This is a genomic window from Nocardia sp. SYP-A9097 (genome assembly GCF_009649815.1).
Classification (GTDB): Bacteria; Actinomycetota; Actinomycetes; order Mycobacteriales; family Mycobacteriaceae; genus Nocardia.
The window spans coordinates 49,296-67,626 of record NZ_WJIC01000010.1; the positions used below are offsets into that span (position 1 = coordinate 49,296).

General features: G+C 65.3%; 20 protein-coding genes and 2 tRNA genes. 3 read left to right on the forward strand and 19 right to left on the reverse strand.

All coding sequences use genetic code 11. The features are described 5' to 3' along the window. Positions 1 to 5 precede the first annotated feature (5 nt). The 13 genes from GFY24_RS20930 to argC all read right to left on the reverse strand — a co-directional run bounded on the left by GFY24_RS20930 (position 6) and on the right by argC (position 10,683). Positions 6 to 1,208 carry an argininosuccinate synthase gene (locus GFY24_RS20930; RefSeq protein ID WP_153806774.1) on the reverse strand — a complete coding sequence of 401 codons (1,203 nt, stop codon included), beginning with the start codon at positions 1,206 to 1,208 and terminating at the stop codon, positions 6 to 8. An 83-nt stretch (positions 1,209 to 1,291) separates the two neighbouring features. Beyond that, on the reverse strand, positions 1,292 to 1,510 hold the full coding sequence (locus GFY24_RS20935; protein ID WP_153806775.1) for a hypothetical protein: 219 nt from the start codon (positions 1,508 to 1,510) through the stop codon (positions 1,292 to 1,294). Beyond that, on the reverse strand, positions 1,476 to 1,664 hold the full coding sequence (locus GFY24_RS41160) for a hypothetical protein (RefSeq protein ID WP_194852953.1): 189 nt from the start codon (positions 1,662 to 1,664) through the stop codon (positions 1,476 to 1,478). The genes GFY24_RS20935 and GFY24_RS41160 overlap by 35 nt, the downstream gene beginning before the upstream one ends. A gap of 226 nt (positions 1,665 to 1,890) precedes the next feature. Next, entirely contained in the window at positions 1,891 to 3,528 is a 1,638-nt protein-coding gene (locus GFY24_RS20940; protein ID WP_194852954.1) for a polymorphic toxin type 24 domain-containing protein, read from the reverse strand. Between the two features lie 129 nt (positions 3,529 to 3,657). Then, the gene (locus GFY24_RS20945) at positions 3,658 to 3,960 is read right to left on the reverse strand and encodes a WXG100 family type VII secretion target (protein ID WP_309231121.1); all 303 of its coding nucleotides are present in this window, start codon (positions 3,958 to 3,960) and stop codon (positions 3,658 to 3,660) included. Next, positions 3,957 to 4,283 (reverse strand): WXG100 family type VII secretion target, encoded by a 327-nt coding sequence (locus GFY24_RS20950; RefSeq protein WP_309231122.1) that lies wholly within the window; start codon positions 4,281 to 4,283, stop codon positions 3,957 to 3,959. Before GFY24_RS20950 ends, GFY24_RS20945 begins: the two co-directional genes overlap by 4 nt. 149 nt (positions 4,284 to 4,432) lie before the next feature. After that, positions 4,433 to 4,648, reverse strand: coding sequence for a hypothetical protein (locus GFY24_RS42155; protein ID WP_228566516.1), 216 nt, complete (start codon positions 4,646 to 4,648; stop codon positions 4,433 to 4,435). 187 nt (positions 4,649 to 4,835) lie between these two features. Next, positions 4,836 to 5,366: an arginine repressor gene (locus GFY24_RS20960; protein ID WP_309231123.1), complete on the reverse strand. Its 531-nt coding sequence runs from the start codon at positions 5,364 to 5,366 to the stop codon at positions 4,836 to 4,838. Next, entirely contained in the window at positions 5,363 to 6,304 is a 942-nt protein-coding gene (gene argF / locus GFY24_RS20965) for an ornithine carbamoyltransferase (protein WP_309231124.1), read from the reverse strand. The genes GFY24_RS20960 and argF overlap by 4 nt, the downstream gene beginning before the upstream one ends. Next, positions 6,301 to 7,503 (reverse strand): acetylornithine transaminase, encoded by a 1,203-nt coding sequence (locus tag GFY24_RS20970; protein ID WP_153806778.1) that lies wholly within the window; start codon positions 7,501 to 7,503, stop codon positions 6,301 to 6,303. The genes argF and GFY24_RS20970 overlap by 4 nt, the downstream gene beginning before the upstream one ends. Beyond that, a complete protein-coding gene (gene argB, locus GFY24_RS20975) occupies positions 7,500 to 8,420 on the reverse strand; it encodes an acetylglutamate kinase (protein ID WP_153806779.1) in 921 nt (306 codons plus the stop codon). Before argB ends, GFY24_RS20970 begins: the two co-directional genes overlap by 4 nt. Further along, positions 8,417 to 9,670 carry a bifunctional glutamate N-acetyltransferase/amino-acid acetyltransferase ArgJ gene (argJ, locus tag GFY24_RS20980; RefSeq protein ID WP_375336078.1) on the reverse strand — a complete coding sequence of 418 codons (1,254 nt, stop codon included), beginning with the start codon at positions 9,668 to 9,670 and terminating at the stop codon, positions 8,417 to 8,419. Before argJ ends, argB begins: the two co-directional genes overlap by 4 nt. Further along, positions 9,625 to 10,683, reverse strand: coding sequence for an N-acetyl-gamma-glutamyl-phosphate reductase (gene argC / locus GFY24_RS20985; protein WP_153806780.1), 1,059 nt, complete (start codon positions 10,681 to 10,683; stop codon positions 9,625 to 9,627). Before argC ends, argJ begins: the two co-directional genes overlap by 46 nt. Positions 10,684 to 11,161: 478 nt before the next feature. Between argC and GFY24_RS20990 the strand changes: the two genes are divergently transcribed. Next, complete coding sequence (locus tag GFY24_RS20990; RefSeq protein WP_228566535.1) at positions 11,162 to 12,619, forward strand: LCP family protein; 1,458 nt, start codon at positions 11,162 to 11,164, stop codon at positions 12,617 to 12,619. A gap of 68 nt (positions 12,620 to 12,687) precedes the next feature. Further along, positions 12,688 to 13,188 carry a nitroreductase/quinone reductase family protein gene (locus GFY24_RS20995; protein ID WP_194852955.1) on the forward strand — a complete coding sequence of 167 codons (501 nt, stop codon included), beginning with the start codon at positions 12,688 to 12,690 and terminating at the stop codon, positions 13,186 to 13,188. Between the two features lie 19 nt (positions 13,189 to 13,207). Here GFY24_RS20995 and GFY24_RS21000 read toward each other — a convergent pair whose 3' ends face one another. Then, the gene (locus GFY24_RS21000) at positions 13,208 to 14,677 is read right to left on the reverse strand and encodes a DHA2 family efflux MFS transporter permease subunit (RefSeq protein WP_153806782.1); all 1,470 of its coding nucleotides are present in this window, start codon (positions 14,675 to 14,677) and stop codon (positions 13,208 to 13,210) included. A gap of 219 nt (positions 14,678 to 14,896) precedes the next feature. Between GFY24_RS21000 and GFY24_RS21005 the strand changes: the two genes are divergently transcribed. Continuing rightward, complete coding sequence (locus tag GFY24_RS21005; protein ID WP_375336074.1) at positions 14,897 to 15,403, forward strand: TetR/AcrR family transcriptional regulator; 507 nt, start codon at positions 14,897 to 14,899, stop codon at positions 15,401 to 15,403. Between the two features lie 85 nt (positions 15,404 to 15,488). Here GFY24_RS21005 and GFY24_RS21010 read toward each other — a convergent pair. The 5 genes from GFY24_RS21010 to GFY24_RS21030 form a co-directional block, all read right to left on the reverse strand. Further along, a tRNA-Glu gene (locus tag GFY24_RS21010) sits at positions 15,489 to 15,565 on the reverse strand. 1 nt (position 15,566) lies between these two features. Beyond that, positions 15,567 to 15,643: transfer RNA gene (locus GFY24_RS21015), tRNA-Glu, on the reverse strand. A gap of 189 nt (positions 15,644 to 15,832) precedes the next feature. After that, a complete protein-coding gene (locus GFY24_RS21020) occupies positions 15,833 to 16,552 on the reverse strand; it encodes a helix-turn-helix domain-containing protein (RefSeq protein ID WP_194852956.1) in 720 nt (239 codons plus the stop codon). A 284-nt stretch (positions 16,553 to 16,836) separates the two neighbouring features. Further along, on the reverse strand, positions 16,837 to 17,205 hold the full coding sequence (locus GFY24_RS21025; protein WP_153806785.1) for a DUF6188 family protein: 369 nt from the start codon (positions 17,203 to 17,205) through the stop codon (positions 16,837 to 16,839). A gap of 48 nt (positions 17,206 to 17,253) precedes the next feature. Next, a complete protein-coding gene (locus GFY24_RS21030) occupies positions 17,254 to 18,297 on the reverse strand; it encodes a hypothetical protein (protein ID WP_153806786.1) in 1,044 nt (347 codons plus the stop codon). Between the last annotated feature and the right edge of the window lie 34 nt (positions 18,298 to 18,331).

Here is an 18,331-nt window from a genome sequence, read left to right on the forward strand (position 1 = left end):
GGCTACTACTTCTTGCTGAGATCCCGACGCGCCGCGACCTTGGAGGACAGGCCGTGGATCTGCACGAAGCCCTTGGCCAGGGACTGGTCGAAGGTGTCGCCCGCGTCGTAGGTGGCCAGGTTGAAGTCGTACAGCGACTCGTCCGAGCGGCGGCCGTTCACGACCACGCTGCCGCCGTGCAGCACCATCCGGACATCGCCGGAGACATGCTGCTGGGTGTCCTGCACGAAGGCGTCCAGGGCGCGCTTGAGCGGGGAGAACCACAGGCCGTCGTAGACCAGCTCGCCCCAGCGCTGCTCGACCTGCCGCTTGTAGCGGCCCAGCTCGCGCTCGACGGTGACCGCTTCCATCTCCTGGTGCGCGGTAATGAGGGCGATGGCGCCCGGGGCCTCGTAGATCTCGCGGCTCTTGATGCCGACGAGACGGTCCTCGACCATGTCCAGTCGGCCGACGCCCTGACGGCCCGCGCGCTGGTTCAGCTCGGTGATGGCCTCGAGCATGCTGACCGGGCGGCCGTCGATGGCGACCGGGACACCCTTGTCGAAGGTGACAATGAGCTCGTCGGGGGCCTCGAAGTTGACGGTCGGGTCGACGGTGTAGTCGTAGACGTCCTTGGTCGGGGCATTCCAGAGATCCTCGAGGAAGCCGGTTTCCACCGCGCGGCCCCACAGGTTCTGGTCGATGGAGAACGGCGACTTCTTGGAGACATTGATCGGCAGCTTGTTCTCGGCCGCGAACTCGATGGCCTTCTCACGGGTCCAGGCGTAGTCGCGGACCGGGGCGATGACCTTCAGGTCGGGGGCGAGGGCGCCGATGCCGACCTCGAAGCGGACCTGGTCGTTGCCCTTACCGGTGCAACCGTGCGAAACCGTGTCCGCGCCATGGTATTCGGCGGCCTCGACCAGGTGCTTGACAATCAGCGGCCGGGAGATCGCGGACACCAGCGGGTAGCGGCCCATGTACAGCGCGTTCGACTGGATGGTGGGCAGGCAGTACTCATTGGCGAACTCGTCGCGCGCGTCCACCACGATGGACTCGACCGCACCGCAGTCGAGCGCGCGCTGGCGCACATCGTTCATGTCCTCGCCGCCCTGACCCAGGTCGATCGCGACCGCGACCACCTCGGCCCCGGTCTCCTTGGCGATCCAGCTGATCGCGACTGAGGTGTCCAGCCCGCCGGAGTAGGCGAGTACGACGCGCTTGGTCATAGTCCGTGTGCTCCTCGATTAGTACGTGTAGGTCGGTTCCCCCGGCGTCCTGCAAATGATTATGCACGATGATGCAATCCCATTCATAACCGGGGGTGCGCGAAGAGGTATGGCCTGCTCAGGGTTAGTGCGGTCGCCAGCAGTGCAGTGCCGAAATACACCGGAAGGAGGTGGATGAAGGCCATGTAATGGATGAAGAAGTGAATAGCCAGGGCACTCGCCGAGCCCGCGGTGGCGGCACCGAACAGGGTCCACCAGACCCAGGTCTCACCACGCCGCCGGCCCCAGAGGCCGAGCATCATGACGGCGACTCTCGAACACCCGCTTGACCGCCGCACCCCCACCCGGCAGCGAAATCACCCCTGCCAGGAACCGCAGCGCCCCCACCCGAGCCCGCCGCTCCCCCAACACCGAATTCGCCGCCGCCCGCAGCGGCCGATAAGTCCATTCAGGCACAACCCCAATCCTCACGCACCCCCACCCACCCACGACCGTGCACTCACGGCGGCAAACCCGACATATCTCCGCCATAAGTGCACAACCGACTCACCACTCGACAGATCGAGCGCAACACCCAACTCGGAATCCCAAGGCCCGGCTCCCATGACACTCATTCCCACCACCCACCACCTCGACATCGACTGGAATGCGCTGTCCCGCAAAGACTCCTACGACACCTCGATCACCTGCCGATCAGTTGTCGCAGATTCGCGAGGCCCACCCTTGCCATGTCCGAAAACTTCTCGTTTTCGATGGACGACGCTATGGCCAGGACAGGCAGCTCGCCGCCGGAGTCGAGGTTCTGCAGCATGTAGGCGATGTAGTCGACATCCGGATCATCTTCACGCCGTCCCAGCACCTCGAGCACCGCCAGCAATCCGGATTGTCCGCCAACTCGTATAAGCACTTCCGCCGCATCCACCTCGACGGTGACGATGTCATCGTCCATCAACTCCTGGAGCCGCATTCGAGCCTCCGGATATTCGATATACGCACCCAGCTTCGGAATCTCCGCAAGCCTGATCATCGCATCAGGGCTCCGCGAGGAATCCAGCGCGACCTGGAGACCGGCGTCCTTCGAATTGTCTCTCACTATGGAATCTCCTCTGGGAGAGCAGGTCTGACACTGTTGTGGAGGGTGACCGAAAATTTCACCAGTGGCCGGATTAACATTCCGCTGCACATCGACGACATGCGGCGGGGGGATATATTGACCTGTCGCCTTGTCGAGATGCGCCTTGCCGGTCAGATCCACACGCTTTGTCGCCACTCCATCGGCATCGTAATACGAGTAGTGCGTGATATTTCCCTGCGGATCTCGCTTGGCAAGATATCCATTGGGTGGACCACCCTGGGTAGGAAGGTTGCCACGGGGCCAGGTAGCCGCCGCATCCAGCTCCTCTCGCAGACTTAGTTGCGCTACAAGGGGTTTGGGCTGCGCTGACGGCTTGACGCCCTCGAGTTGAAGCCGGTTCGCTTCGTCGACCGATCTGCGGGATCTGCTGAGGTCGCGGAGAGCGAAGCGGGCTCGGGCGGTGGCGATTGCGTCGCGCCAGCCTCGGACTGCTTCGGTGATGCGGAGGGCGTAGCGGGTGACGGTGGCGGCGGTTGCGCCGGTCATGACTACGGCGGTGATGCCGAAGGTGAACCAGGCGGAGGCTATGGCGATGGTCAGTTCGCCCGCTACGGCCCAGGAGAGTTCGACGAGGATGCCGTGCAGGAGTTCGCCGCGGAGGTGGTCTAGGTCGGATTTTTGGGAGGTGCAGAGTTGGGCTAGTTCGCCGCAGGCGTTGAGGATGTCGTCGATGGCGGCTTGCAGGTCGAGGAGTCTGCGGGTGAACTCGTGGGCGTCTTCGACGTCATTGCGGTTCATCACGGCCGCAGCGTTTTTCAGGACCGAGGCCAGTTCGGCGGTGTGGGCGGTTTGCAGGCGGGTCCAGGCGTCGGCGGCGGTCTGCAGTTTGTCGGTGTTGCCGTCGGGGATGTCGATTCCGACTTTGTCGGCCAAGCGAATCAGCGAGTCCGCCGCTTCGCGAAGCCCGTTGCTGGGGCCGCCCGCAGCGGGTGTGCTGCCGTAGTAGAGACAGGCGGGAGTTGGGCTTGCGGGCATTGCCGCGGGTGGGACGGTGGAGTCGAGAATGCTGTCGTAGTCGGCGAGGTAGTGGTTGTAGCCCGCCCGCACGATCACATTGCCGAGTTTCTGCAGGCCATTGCCGAGGTCGGAGACCATGGTGAGAACCTCGGCGGCGCGGAGATCATATTTCCGGCCCCAGGCGGCACCGGTTTCATCGACTCCGGCCATCGCGCCGCAATCGGCCATGGCCCTTGTTTCGGCGAGAAACGCGGTTTGCAGTGCCTCATTAAGTCCGAAACAGACTCTGCCGACTGCATAATAGGCCCCGAAGTCGACGTTCACCATGGCAACCACCGCGCGCTCGAAAGGCTCATCTCACAGACCGAGCATGCGCAGGTTGGCGGTGACCGCGGCCTGATAGTTGCCGTGGGCGGTCCGGGCCGCGGACTCCAGTACTTCCAGGCCGTCGCGGACTTCCTTTGCGCCCGTTAACCATTCGCGGTGTGCGAGGTCGTAGGCCGCCGCCGCTTCGCTCGACCATGAGGCCGACAGTTCTTCGGCCTGGTCGTCGAGTGTGGCCAGGTGGTCGGTGACGAAGCCTTTGAATGCGCGGATGCGGGCTGTCACCTCATCGAGGCGGGACAGGTCGACCGAATAACCTTCGCCGGGGACGCTCACGGCAGCTCCAGCGAGTTGACTGCCGCACCGAAGTCGGTGTCCGTTTCGCAGTAGGTATCCGCTGTCACGCCCAGCTTGGCGGCCAGATCGAAGAGTGCATTCCACACCTCGACGGCGCCCCGCTGCATCTCATCCCACCCGTTCCGATAGGAACCGGCAGCCGCCCCCCTCCAGGTGTCCATCAACTCCCCCACCTCACCATCGAGAGTTGTTGACCCCGACCGCAACTCCTCAGCCATCCGAAACGCAAGCCGTCCGAACGCCCGCACACCATCCGGAAGCACTTCCAACTGCCCCGATGCCCCACCCGATCCGATAGCCACGCCACCCTCCTTCAGCGCAGCATCCTATGGCATCCCACCAGCAACGATCCCCGGCAATCAGACTTCGCACCCCAACACGCCGCATATCCCCGCGAGTGTGCACTTACGGCGGTGAGCCACGGCGTGTCACCGCCATGGGCGCACGTTCGTCAGTGGCTCACGGTCAGTGCGGCCGGATCGGGCAGCACGGTCGGGCGGTCGTCGCTCACCCACGCGTACTCGATTGCGGACAGGTAGCCCCCGTCCACCCAGACCAGAATCTCGCCGATGTACTCCCCCGACTGATCGCGAACTTCCGCCCCGACCGGCAACAGGCCATCCATCCCCCGCACCGCCTCAGCCCCCGCGAGCACTTCCAAATCCACGCTCGGCGACCCGACACCCCATGTTGCAACCACCTTCGCAAATGGGATTTGCCCCAGGAATCGAGCGGCCCCCTCGACATCACCCGAAAGAACCTTCAGCAGAATGGCTTCCTCTCGCCCGGACAGCGAGCGCGGTGGCACCGGGGTCGTGCCCATAACCACCCCTCGAGGCGCCGAATCGCCGGAGCTAGGCGAGGTGTTCTATTTTGGCGGCCAGTTCGGCGCCGGTGACGGGTTCGCGGGCTATGACGGCGATGGTGTCGTCGCCGGCGATGGTGCCTACGATTTCGGGGAGGGCGGCGCGGTCCAGGGCGCTGGCGAGAAAGTGGGCGGCGCCGGGTGGGGTGCGCAGGACCGCTATGTTGCCGCTGGCGTCGGTGGAAACCAGTAAGTCGCCCAACAGTTTCGAGAGGCGTTCGGTGCCGCCGGTTACGCCCCTCACGGGGCTGCCGTCTTCGGGGACTACGTAGACCCCGGCTCCGCCGTCGGCGGCACGGAGTTTGACCGCGCCCAGTTCATCCAGGTCTCTGGAGAGAGTGGCTTGGGTGGTGTCGATTCCTTCGCCGGAGAGGAGGGCGGCCAACTCGGATTGGCTGCGAACCTCGTGCTGGGAGAGGATGGCCACGATTCTGGCTTGGCGGCCGGCTCGGGTGCGGGCGATGGCCGCCCCCGATTTGCCGGAAACCGTTGCGGCAGAGCGGCGGTCGCCGCTGGTCACGCCTCACCTCTGGCGTGTTGACGCAGGAGCCAGACCAGCAGGGCCTTCTGGGCGTGCAGGCGGTTCTCGGCCTCGTCCCAGACCGCGCTGTGCGGGCCGTCGATCACCTCGTCGGTGATCTCCTCGCCGCGGTGCGCCGGAAGGCAGTGCAGGACAGTCACATCCGAGGCCGCGCGGGCGAGCAGGGCGGCGTTCACCTGGAAGGGACGGAAGGGGGCCACACGGTCGCGGCCGTCGCCCTCCTGGCCCATGGACATCCAGGTATCGGTGACCAGGGCGTCCGCACCTTCGGCCGCGGACTGCGGGTCATTGGTGAGGGTGATTGTCGCGCCGGTTTCGGCGGCCCGCTTCTGCGCGAGGTCGACGATCCACGGGAGCGGCTCGAAACCCACTGGGGCGGCGATGGTTACGTTCAGGCCCGCCGTGACACCACCGAGCAGCAGCGAGTGCGACATATTGTTCGCACCGTCACCCAGGTAGGTGAGGTTGCGACCGGCGAGGTCACCCTTGCGCTCACGCAGGGTCTGCAGGTCGGCCAGAACCTGGCAGGGATGGAATTCATTGGAGAGCGCGTTCACCACGGGAACGGTTGCGGCACCGGCCATTTCGTCCAGGCGCTCCTGACCGAAGGTGCGCCAGACGATCGCGTCCACATAGCGGGACAGCACCCGCCCGGTGTCGGCGAGGGTCTCCTCGCGGCCGAGTTGGGTGTCGCGGCCGTCGACGACCACCGCGTGCCCGCCGAGCTGGGCGATACCCATTTCGAAGGAGAAGCGGGTGCGGGTGGAGTTCTTCTCGAACATGACGGCCACACCGCGCGGACCATCCAGGGGACGCAGCGACAGCGGAGCCTTCTTGAGATCCGCTGCGATGGAGAGGATTTCGGCCTGTTCGGCGGGGCTCACATCGTCATCGCGCAGGAAGTGTCGAATGGTCACTTGGTGTGCTCCTTCTCCGCCTTGGCCTGCGCGGCATCGAGAATGCCGGGGAGGTCGGACAGGAAATTGTCGGCCTGGGTTTCGGTGAGCACCAGCGGCGGGGCCAGCCGGATCACATTGGGCTTGGCGGGATTCACCAGGTAACCGCTCTCGCGGGCGGCCTCGTCGACCTGTGCGGAGACATCGGCGGTGAGCTGGATACCGATGAGCAGGCCCGCACCGCGCACATGGTCCACCAGGGGGTGGTCGAGCGCGTCGATACCGTCGGCGATCATCTTGCCGACCTTCTCGACATGTGCGAGCAAGCCCTCCTCGTCGATGGTGCGCAGCACCGCCAAAGCCGCTGCGGCACAGACTGGATTGCCACCGAAGGTGGTCCCGTGCATCCCCGGCTGCAGTAGATCCGCGGCCGCGCCCTGCGCCAAAACCGCGCCGATGGGCAGGCCACCGCCGAGACCCTTTGCGAGGGTGATCACATCGGGCACGATGCCCGCCGTCTGATGCGCGTAGAACGCCCCGGTGCGCCCGATACCCGTCTGCACCTCGTCCAGGATCAGCAGTGCGCCTTGCTGTTTGGTGATGGCGCGCGCCTTGGCCAGGTAGTCGGCGGGCGGCACCACGACACCGCTCTCCCCCATCATGGGTTCGAGAAACACCGCGGCCGTGTCGGTATCGACGGCGGCGGCCAAAGCCAGCGAATCACCGTAGGGCACATGGACAACGCCCGCGGGCATCGGTTCGAAGGGTGCGCGCTTGGCGGCCTGACCCGTCAAAGCCAGTGCGCCCATGGTCCTTCCGTGGAACGCCTCTTCACACGCGACGATCTTGGTCTTGCCGGTCAACCGCGCCATCTTGAACGCGGCCTCATTGGCCTCGGTCCCGGAATTGCAGAAGAACGCCTTGCCGTTCCCGTCTCCGAAGTGCGCGAGCAGCCGCTCGGCGAGTTCGATAACCGGTTCGCTGGCATACAGATTCGATACATGCCCGAGCGTGCCCAACTGCTGGGTGACCGCGGCGAGAATCGCCGGATGCGCGTGCCCGAGGCTGTTGACCGCGATCCCGCCGAGGAAGTCGAGGTAGCGCTTGCCGTCGGCGTCGTAGACGACCGCGCCCGCGCCGCGCACCAGCGCCACCTTGGGGGTGCCGTAATTGTTCATCAGCGCGGAACTCCACCGCTGCTGCAGGTCGGCTGTGCTCATGACTCCACTCCGTTCGAACTCTCGCTGCCCGGGGCGGGGGTCACCATGGTGCCGATACCCTCCCCGGTGAACAGCTCCAGCAGCACCGAATGCGGTACCCGGCCATCGATGACGTGCGCGGTCGGGACACCGCCTTCGACGGCGCGCAAGCAGGCTTCCATTTTGGGGACCATGCCCGCATCCAGGCTGGGCAGCAACTTGGCCAGTTCATCGCTGTCGATGCGACTGGTCAGCGAGGACCGGTCCGGCCAATTCGTGTACAGGCCCTCGACATCGGTGAGGATGACGAGCTTCTCCGCGCCGATGCCCTGTGCGAGCGCGGCGGCGGCGGTATCGGCATTGATGTTGTGCACCACACCGTCGGCATCGGGCGCGATGGTGGAGACCACCGGAATCCGCCCTGCCGCAATGAGATCCAGTACCGCGTCGGGATTCACCTCGGTGACATCGCCGACCAGGCCGATATCGGTGGCGGTGCCATCGACGGTCACGGTGCGCCGGGTGGCGGTGAACAGCCGCGCGTCCTCACCGGAGATGCCGACCGCGTACGGGCCGTGCGCGTTGATCAAACCGACGAGCTCGCGGCCGACCTGACCGAAGAGCACCATGCGCACGACATCCATCACCTCGGGGGTGGTGACACGGAAGCCGCCACGGAATTCCCCTTGCAGACCAAGCTTTTTCAGCATGGCGCTGATCTGCGGCCCGCCGCCGTGCACGACGACAGGATGCACGCCCACGGTCCGCAGGAATGCCATATCGGCGGCGAACGCCTGCTTGAGTTCGTCGTCGATCATGGCGTTGCCGCCGTATTTGACGACCACGATCTTGTCCCGGAATTTCTGCAGCCACGGCAGTGCGTCGGCGAGCACATGCGCCTTGTCCAGGGCCGAAAGCTGTTCCCGCACCGAGCTCATGAGCTGTAGGCCGAATTCTCTTCGACGTATCCGTGCGAAAGGTCGGTGGTGCGAATAGTGGCTTCACCTTCGCCCAGGCCGAGATCGACGAGCACCTGAATATCCGCGCCGGACAGATCGACATCGCGCGCCCCGGGCGCGCCCATACCGTTCACACACACCGGATGCCCATTGAAGGACACCGAAATCTTGTCCTGCTCCAACTCGATCGGCGCGATGCCGATGCTCGCGAGCACGCGACCCCAGTTCGGATCCGACCCGAAGAACGCGGTCTTGACCAGGCTGTCCCGCGCCAAAGCCCGTGCGCCGATCAAGGCTTCGTCCTCGCTGACCGCGCCGCGCACGGTGATATGCACCCGCTTGGTGACGCCTTCGGCATCGGCCATGAGCTGTTCGGCCAGATCGTCGCAGACCGCGAAGACGGCGGCATCGAGCTCATCCTGGCTGGGTGCGACACCACTCGCGCCATTGGCGAGCAGCAGCACGGTGTCATTGGTGGAGCAGGAGCCGTCCACATCGAGGCGGTCGAAGGTGAGCCCGGTCGCCTTGCGCAGCGCCTCATCCAACTGCGCCGGGGTCGCCACGGCATCGGTGGTGAGCACGATCAGCATGGTGGCCAGGGACGGTGCGAGCATGCCCGCACCCTTGCCCATACCGCCCACGTTCCACTTGTTCTTGTGGTGGTACGCAACCTCTTTCGGCACCGTGTCGGTGGTCATAATGGCCCGCGCGGCCTCGGCTCCACCCGACAGCCCGCCACCCATCTCATGCACGATCTCGGTGACGGCGGGCAGCAGCTTGTCCATGGGCAGCCGGTCGCCGATCAAACCCGTTGAGCAGACCGCGATCTCGCCCGCCCCGGTCTCGGTGCCCCAGTTGCTCAGCGCCTTCGCGAGCTCTTCCGCGGTGGTGTGCGTGTCCTGGAATCCGCCCGGACCCGTACAGGCATTGGCCCCACCGGAATTCAGGATGACCGCGCGCAGTCGCCCGGTCTTCAATACCTGCTGTGACCACAGCACCGGTGCGGCCTTCACCTTGTTGCGAGTGAATACCCCGGCCGCCGAATACTCCGGCCCCTCACTGAAAACCAGTGCCAGATCCGGCTTTCCGCTGACCTTGATGCCCGCGGTGATACCGGCCGCGCGGAAGCCCAGTGGCGCGGTGATGCCCTGGGTCCGGACCAGCTTGCCGTCGATGGATGAAGTCACGGTGCCACTCCTACGGTGGAAAGTCCTGCGGTCTCGTCGAATCCGAGAGCCAGATTCATGGATTGCACCGCCGCGCCGGCGGTGCCCTTGGCAAGGTTGTCGATCGCGCCGATCACAATCAGCAGTCCGGCGTCGGTATCCACGGCCACCTGCAGGGTGACGGCATTGGAGCCCAGCACCGAACCGGTCTGCGGCAGTACGCCTTCGGGCAGCAGGTGCACGAAAGGCTCATCGGCATAGGCTTTTTCGTAGACGGCGCGGGCCGTGGCGGCATCCACGCGCGTCGGGGCGGTGCAGGTGGCGAGAATGCCACGCGGCAGGGGTGCCAGCACGGGCGTAAAGGACACCGCGACATCGACTCCGCCTGCGGCCTTCAGGTTTTGGGCGATCTCGGGCGTGTGCCGGTGTGCGCCCGCGATGCTGTACGCCCGCAGTGAACCCATCACCTCGGAGCCGAGCAGACCCACGTCGAGCTTGCGTCCCGCGCCCGAGGCGCCGCTCACGGCAACCACATTCACATTCGGTTCGATGATTCCCGCCGCGATGGCCGGGGCCAGCGCGAGACTCGACACCGTCGGATAGCAGCCGGGCACCGCGATCCGGGTCGCCCCGCGCAGTTTCTCCCGCTGCCCTGGCAGCTCGGGCAGACCGTACGGCCAGCTGCCCGCATGGGGCGTGCCGTAGTACTTCTCCCAGGCCGCGCCGTCGGTGAGCCGGAAATCGGCCCCGCAGTCGATGATGACGGTCGATTCGGGCAGCGCCTGGGCAATGGCCGCGGACTGACCATGCGGCAGGCCCAGGAACACCACATCATGTCCGGCCAGCTCGTCCAGGGTGGTCGGCCCGAGCACCCGGTCCGCTAGGGGCAGCAGATGCGGCTGGAGTTCGCCGAGCAGGCTTCCGGCATTGGATCCGGCGGTCAGCGCCCCGATCTCGAGGCGCCCGCTTCGATAGGCCGGATGCCCCAGCAGCAGACGCAGGACTTCGCCGCCCGCGTACCCGCTCGCACCAGCTACCGCGACCCGCACCATGGGCCCACCAGAGGTCTCCGCCATGTGATGATTATGCACGACTGTGCAAGCTCATTCAGAGCGGGGTCCGGCGGGCCCTGCGCGCGAAGGGGTCGGAACACTACGCGACCAGGTCGAACAGCACAGCGGCGACCCACGAAACTCACCACCGACGGAATCGTCGCCAACACGGTCCAGGCGTGCAGCGTCCGCTCGACCGTCATATCGGCCGGCCTGCCGCACGCCGAAATGCTCGTCGAGATCGACGCATTCGCCATTGCCGAAAACTGAGACGCCGCTGAGGCCGGAGCCGCACGTTGTGACAAGACGTGAGGGCTCCGGCACACTCGACAGAGCCATGTACGACGACGACACCGAGCAGCTGCCCGTCTTCCGCTCCGGCGGAACGCACGGAGTAGCGCAGACGCCTTCGCCCGAGCCGCGCCGTACCCGGCGAGCGGGGCCGACTTCGCACCGCCGCTCCGCCGATTCCAATCGCCTGCGGTACGCCGGCCGCGGGCTGATGTCCATGGCCGCCGTCAGCGTGATCGGCGTCACCGGTGCCTTCTGGTACGGAGAGACGAGTCTGGACAACGGATTCCAGAAGACCGGTGTCATCTCCGAGGAGGACCGGTCACTCGGCGGCGATATCAATATCCTGCTCATCGGCCTGGATACCCGAAAAGACCTCAATGGCAACGATCTTTCCAAGGATATTCTCGATCAGCTGCACGCCGGCGACGGGTCCGAAGGCGGCTACAACGCCAATTCGCTGATCCTGGTGCACATTCCGAAGGATCTGAAGAAGATCGTCGCCTTCTCGATTCCGCGCGACGACTATGTGCCCGCCAGCGGGATTCCCGGCTACGACCACATCAAGATCAAAGAGGCGTACGGGCTCAAGAAGTTCTACGCCGAGGAGAAGCTCAAGGCGCAGGGCATGACCGATAAGAACGAGCTGGAGCGCCAGGGTCGCGAGGCCGGGCGCGCCTCCATCGTGCAGGCGGTCAAATCGCTCACCGGGGTGCCGATCAACCGGTTCGCCGAGGTATCACTCGTCGGGTTCTATCATCTGGCCGACGCGCTCGGCGGCGTCGATGTCTGCCTCAATCACGCGGTCGACGACAGTTACTTCTCCGGAGCCGTATTCCCCGCTGGGCCACAGCATCTCGACGCAGCCAACGCGCTGTCGTTCGTGCGGCAGCGGCATGGACTGGAGAACGGCGACCTCGATCGCACGCATCGGCAGCAGGCCTTCCTGACCTCGGTTTCCAAGCAGCTCAAGGACTCCGGCACCATTACCAATCTCGGCAAGATGAAGGCGCTGATGGATGTGGCGCACCGCGATGTGGTGCTCTCGGACGGCTGGAGCCTCACCGACTTCATCACCACGCTCGGACGCGCCAACTCGCCATCGGTGGAGTTCCGGACGCTGCCGGTACTGCGCTACGACATGGTCGACGGCCAGGACGTGAACATTATCGATCCGGCCGCCATCAAGAAGGAGGTGCGCAGCGCGTTCGGGGTGGAACAGCCGACCGTCGCCGCCGCACCGCGCACCACACCCACCTCCACCGTGGATGTGGTGAATGCGACCGGCACGCCCGGAATGGCCGCGAAGGTGTCGAAGACGCTGAGCGACAAGGGATTCACGCAGGGCAATGTCGGTAATGCCACCTACTCCGACGGCACCTCGACCGTGCTCTACTACGGTGCGGGAGCCGACGTCGACGCGCAGTCCCTCGCCGACCTGCTGGGCGGCAGTGTCACACCCGCCGCATCGACCACGCTCGGTGCCGGGCAGATAAAGCTGGTGCTGGGCACCGATTTCGAGATTCCGGAAACCCTCGACCCCACCGCCGCGAGCAGCACCACAACCACGACGACCACCTCCAAGGCGGCCGCGTCCACCTCCGACACCCCCGACAATGGCAAGCCGGTGACCACCACCATCGGCGGCAGCATCCCCTGCGTGAACTGACCCCCGGCCACTCGCTGGACAGCATGTAAAGTGAGCCGCGACACAACGCGCTGAGCATGGGAAAACAGATGGCAGGCAAGAGCTCCGATACCGGCAACCTCACCCTGAGCGGCCGCTTCAACCACTACTCCAGCATCTATCTGGGCTTCGCCGCGCGCGCCTTCGCCCGCCGCAACAGCCGCGTCTACACCGCCTCGGGCGGCACCCGCGGCAATATGCTGCAGGGCAAACCGGTCTTCCAGCTCATCGTCACCGGCCGCAAATCCGGCGAGCCCCGCCCCGTCATGCTCATGCTCATCCGCGACGGCGACGACCTGCTGGTCTGCGGCTCCAACGGCGGCCATCCGGGCACCCCCAACTGGTGGCACAACCTCGCCGCCCGACCCACCGCCGAAGTCCGGGTAGGACCCGACACCTGGCCGGTCGACGTCCGCATCGTCGCCGACGACGAAGAATACGAAAAGCACTGGCGCACACTGGCAGCCGCCTACCCCGACTTCGACACCTACCGCGCGCTGAGCCCCCGCAAATTTCCCATGGCCGTACTGAGCCGGGCCACCGCGAAATGATCTACCCGATGCGGACCAGCTATTGCTGAACGGCCAAGTCTTCCTGTGCCTTTCGCCCTGCCGGTGACGACGCGGTGCCGACCGTTGTGGTCGAGGTGAAGAACGCCGCGGTGACCGCACAGACCGCCAGCAGGATCACCGTGAGGTACAGCGAGTCGGTCAGGGCCGAGGCGTAGGGCGTCTTGAAGGGTTCGGGGAGGTGGCCTTCGCCGGCCGAGACGGGCAGCGAATGCGCCGCCATGCGGGCGGTCAGGAGCGCGCCGATGCCCGCGCTACCGAGCACCGAGCCGACCTGGCGGGTGGTGTTGTAGATACCCGAGGCCGCCCCCATCTGCCGCAACGGCAGGCCCCGCAGCGCCGTCGCCGGGAGCGGTGCCCAAATGCAGGAGCTGCCGATTCCGCAGAGCACCGACATCACACACATCAGCGCGATCGACCCGTGCGGGGTGGCCAGACCGATGAACCACAACACCGCCAGAGTGAACAGGGCGAACCCGAAGGTCAGCAGATAGCGCGGCGGCACCCTGTCCGAGAGCTTGCCGACCACGGGCGACAAAATGGCGGAGACCACCGCCATCGGGGCGAACACCAACGCCGCCTTGGTCGGTGACAGGTCGCGCACCGCCTGCAGGTAGAAGTACGACGGCACCATCTGCGCCGTCATCGCCGCGCCCAGCGCACCGGTGGCCAGATTGCCGAGCGAGAAATTGCGATTCCGGAACAGGCCCAGCGGTACCAGCGGTTCGATCTTCGTGCGGCCCTGGTACACCAGGAACAACGCCAGGATGGCGAGACCGCCTGAAATCAAGCCCCACACCCAGCCCGCCCAGTGGTAGGTGTTGCCCTCCTGGAGGCCGAACACCAATGCAGACATTCCGATCGCGACGACAATCATCCCGGGGATGTCGAAGCGATGGCCGTTCGTCGGCAGCACCGGAATCAGCCACGCGCCCAACACAATCGCGATCAAGCCGATCGGCACGTTGACATAGAAAATCCATTGCCATCCGCCGTTGTCGATGAGCAGACCGCCGAAGATCGGCCCCACCAGCGTGGCGATGCCCGCGACTCCGCCCCACACCCCCATTGCCGCACCCCGCTTGTCCCACGGGAAGATTCGGCCGATCACCGCCATCGTCTGCGGCGCAATCAATGCCGCGCCGAGACCCTGCACGGCTCGTGCGGCGATCAGCGAGCCGATGCTGCCGGCCAGGCCGCACCACAACGACGCCAGCGTGAACACCGAAAGTCCCACCAGATACAGGTATTTCGGCCCGAACCGGTCGCCGAGGCGGCCGGTGATCAGCAGCGGCACCGCGAAGGTGAGCAGATAAGCGCTCGTTACCCAGATCACCTGGGGCACACCGGTATTCAGGCCGCTCATGATCGCGGGATTCGCCACCGCGACGATGGTCATGTCCAACAGGATCATGAAGTAGCCCACGCACAGCGCGCCCAGCGCCCTCCAAGGGTTCCGTTCGATTGCCATGTACCCATCCCCCTATTTTTATGTTGATCGACACAGAAATAGGTAGCAGTGCCCCGAACGCCGCGTCAAGAGATATCTTTAACGGACAACACAGAATTGGCGGAACACAGAAGGCAGGTAGAGATGGGAGAGCGTGGCCGCCCCCGCGGCTTCGACCGCGACGCCGTGCTACGACAGGCGATGGTTGCGTTCTGGAGCAACGGGTATGAGGGGACGTCGATGACAGACCTCACGACCGCGATGGGGATCGCATCGCCCAGCATCTACGCCTGCTTCGGCTCCAAGGAACAACTCTTCCGTGCGGCTGTGGCACTTTACGATTCGATCGCGGGCAATCCGGCGCGCCTCGCGCTCGACCAGGCACCCGTCGCCCGCGAGGCAGTGCACGGAATGCTGTCGATGAGCGCCGACTTCTACGCCGATCCCGCGTATCCGCCCGGATGCATGGTCGTGACGGCCGCTCGGACCGGGATTGGTCCAGACGTCCAAGCATTCCTCGCCGACCTTCGTCAAGGTATGCAAGCCGCGATCGCGGCCCGGCTGCGACGCGCGGTCGACGAGGGTGACCTTCCGGGTACGGCGACTGTCGACACCATGGCCGCGTTCTACACCACGGTCCAGCAGGGCATGTCGATACAGGCCCGCGACGGTGCCACCCGCACCGACTTGGAGGCCATCGTCACCGCCGCCATGTCCGCATGGGAACCACTGGCAGCCATACCCTGACACTTCCCGCATCGAGAACGACGCCACCCACCGTACGTCGGCGAAATTCGTTGCACGGCAGCGGTTTCGGATGCGAAAGCAGAGGTGGTGACCCCGGCGGGAATCGAACCCGCGTAGTCCTGGCTGAGAACCAGGGTGCCCGAACCAACGGAGCACGAGGCCGTGACGCAGGTCGGAATCGAACCGACGGAGGTCCTGAGTGAAGGTCAGGCTGCCCATGACCAGCAGAGCGACTGCGCCGTGATTTCGCGAAATGCGTGCGGCTGTTCGGGTGAATCGGACGGCGTGAATACGGGTGAGCCGAAGCGCTTTTCAGCGTTCTAAAGACTCCGAGGAATAGCGTTCGGGGGTGGTGTTGCCGGTCATCGCCATTCCTTTCGCCGTTGCTGAGATCAACGCTAACAGGCTGTGCCGCAGGGCGATAGCGGATTAAATCTCGTCCGGAACCGGGGTGAGGGTGTACATGTACCACGGGCGGTGCGGCATTTCGCAGCGGAAGACCTGCATCTGCATGGTGATCCAGTCGCCGGTCTCGGGGGAAAGGAACTGGGTGGGGCGGCGGTGGATGTCGTTCGGCGGAATCTCGGTATCCCAGAAGCGTTGCCAGTCGGGGGATTTCGAGCAGAGTCGGGTGATCTCCTCGATGCGCTCGGGCGCGGTGACACCGGGGGAGGCGTGCCGGAACATGTACACCATCATGTGCGCCTCGCGTTCCCAGTCGCGCATCACATAACGCGCGATGGGATCCAGCAGCATCCAGGCGATGATATTGGTTCCGGGGTCCAGGCCCGGAAAAGCCTTGCGGTAGGCGTCATTCGCGGCGAGCAGGTCCATGGCGGGCATGGTTTGATAGCCCGCCGGATAGGGCAGGCTGTTCAGGAAGTCGAGTTCGAGCCGCTCCGGATAGCCGCCCTCGGTCACCAGTCCGGCGAGTTCGGGCAGTAGCACGCTGGTGACATGGCCGATGTACTGCACCGGCACCTCGAGGGTCTGGAACAGTGCCCCCAGCGCGGTCGGGGTGGCCTGCCGAGTCCCCTGCTCCACCTTCTGGATGAGCGCCTCGGAGACCCCAGCTCGCCTGGCCAATTCGGCTCGGGTCAGCCCCGCCGACTCCCGCCGACTCCCGCCGGGTTCGCAGGTAGCCCGCAATCGCCGACTGTGCCTCGTCCACGCCCGCACTCCTTCATTCAGCCCGCACCGAACTTATGCAAATCCACCAAGTGGGACAAATTGGGACAGGGCTTCGCCTTGACCGGTCACCCGGCCACCCGCGATGCTCGCAGGGCCGTCCAACGCAGTGCGGCACACGCGGGATGCCGGGAGGGGACGGCACGGACGCCAGGACCCATCGATGCCGACGATGGACCGGCGAACCGTGCCGCGGGGCATTCGGCACGGCGGGCCGGATCGGCACCGACCGCCGTGCAATATCCTCAGGCGTCCTTCGGCCACACGGCCAATTCGCCGCCCGGCATACACGCCACCAGGTAGCGGCCCGGATCGGTCACATGCCAAGCCTCGAAGTACTGGTCGGGCTCGACGACTATGCGATGTCCGGAGTCCAGGTCGATACGCAGCTCGCCGTTGGATTCGACTGTGGCGGAGACGATTACGCCGTCCACCGCGGAGGACAGATCCTCCGGCCCAGACTCCCCCGCGAGCCGGTGCGAGGTCGAGCCGATCGCGCGATGCACCACCAGCTCACCCTCGATATGAATCTCGTACACACCGGCGCCCAGCAGGATCACATAGGGCCCTGGTGACAACACCGTGAGGCGCTCACCGGTGATCGGTAGTCTCATTGCGCCTCCGGTATTGTTGGTGCCCAGGCGAACCCGGGCGCCGATCGGCTACTTGGTGGCCTCCGCCAGCACGGCGATGACCTCGTCGGAGAGGAAGAACGGCTCCAGTCGCTCGCGAATCAGCTTGGCCAGCACACCATTACGCTTGGCGGCCTCGACCACGGCCGGGCCGTAGCGCAGCAGCTCATTGCCGATATCCTCGCCCGAGAGACCGAGCTCGGGCAGCAGCGCCGCCAGGGTGTGATCGCCGTACTTCTCGAAGAACACCTCGACACCCTGATCGACCAGGACGCCGAAGTACTCCTTCTCGCGCGTGGTGAGCGCGATGCGGTAGACAATCAGCGCGAGATCGTAGAGATCCTGCTGCGAAAGGTATTCGCGCAATCCGCTGACCGGCTCACCCGCGTGCAGATCCCAGAACTCCATGGCGGCGTCGTGCACCGGGGCGTCGCGCAGCATTTCGCGAATGGCGTTATTGGTCCGCTTGAGCGCGAATTGCGCTCCCTTACCGGCCATTTCGCCGAGGAAGGTGCCGTCGCCGGTGGCCTTCTCGGCGGCCTTGCGGGCCTGCTTGGCGGCGGAGGTGCCGAAGGAGACCAGCGAGCCCACGCCCGGGATCTTGTTCGCCATCTGGCGATTGCTCTCCATGAAGTCGTCGATCAGCTTGTCGACGAACTTCGCGGCGACGGTGGCGATGAGCGGACTCTCGGTGAGCCGCTCCAGGATTCGCTCCTGCGCCTGGTGCATGCCGAAGATCTTCTCCAGCAACTGCTCCACCGGCTCGCGCTCCACCACGTCACCGAGGGTGTAGTCGTTATTGGTGGCGATATCGGTGTAGAGCGAATTGGCCAGCGTGCCGACCATTTCGCCCAGTACCGGGCTACCGCCGATCAGGTTGATCACATTGGCGACGGTTTCCTTGGCCTGATCGATCTCGACCACATCGCGGAAGATAATGGTGTCGGCGACGCCGATCACCGCCTCCACATCGCGGCCGATGACCTCGGCGAATCGATCGCCGGTCACCTCGGCGAGTACGAAGTCGACTTGCAGGTCGAGTAGCCGTTCGGCGATTTCGCGCGGCTCGGTCATAGGGTTCCACCCATCATCAAGAGGGGATCGCCGA

Bases quoted from the DNA above. Each gene is read 5' to 3' on its own strand.
- GFY24_RS21025 (WP_153806785.1), bottom strand. From the start codon at position 17,205: ATGAGACTACCGATCACCGGTGAGCGCCTCACGGTGTTGTCACCAGGG.
- GFY24_RS20990 (WP_228566535.1), top strand. From the start codon at position 11,162: ATGTCCATGGCCGCCGTCAGCGTGATCGGCGTCACCGGTGCCTTCTGG.
- argC (WP_153806780.1), bottom strand. From the start codon at position 10,683: ATGGCGGAGACCTCTGGTGGGCCCATGGTGCGGGTCGCGGTAGCTGGT.
- argB (WP_153806779.1), bottom strand. From the start codon at position 8,420: ATGAGCTCGGTGCGGGAACAGCTTTCGGCCCTGGACAAGGCGCATGTG.
- GFY24_RS21000 (WP_153806782.1), bottom strand. From the start codon at position 14,677: ATGGCAATCGAACGGAACCCTTGGAGGGCGCTGGGCGCGCTGTGCGTG.
- GFY24_RS20930 (WP_153806774.1), bottom strand. From the start codon at position 1,208: ATGACCAAGCGCGTCGTACTCGCCTACTCCGGCGGGCTGGACACCTCA.
- GFY24_RS20970 (WP_153806778.1), bottom strand. From the start codon at position 7,503: ATGAGCACAGCCGACCTGCAGCAGCGGTGGAGTTCCGCGCTGATGAAC.
- GFY24_RS21030 (WP_153806786.1), bottom strand. From the start codon at position 18,297: ATGACCGAGCCGCGCGAAATCGCCGAACGGCTACTCGACCTGCAAGTC.
- GFY24_RS20935 (WP_153806775.1), bottom strand. From the start codon at position 1,510: ATGATGCTCGGCCTCTGGGGCCGGCGGCGTGGTGAGACCTGGGTCTGG.
- GFY24_RS20995 (WP_194852955.1), top strand. From the start codon at position 12,688: ATGGCAGGCAAGAGCTCCGATACCGGCAACCTCACCCTGAGCGGCCGC.
- GFY24_RS20940 (WP_194852954.1), bottom strand. From the start codon at position 3,528: ATGGCCGATTGCGGCGCGATGGCCGGAGTCGATGAAACCGGTGCCGCC.
- GFY24_RS21005 (WP_375336074.1), top strand. From the start codon at position 14,897: ATGACAGACCTCACGACCGCGATGGGGATCGCATCGCCCAGCATCTAC.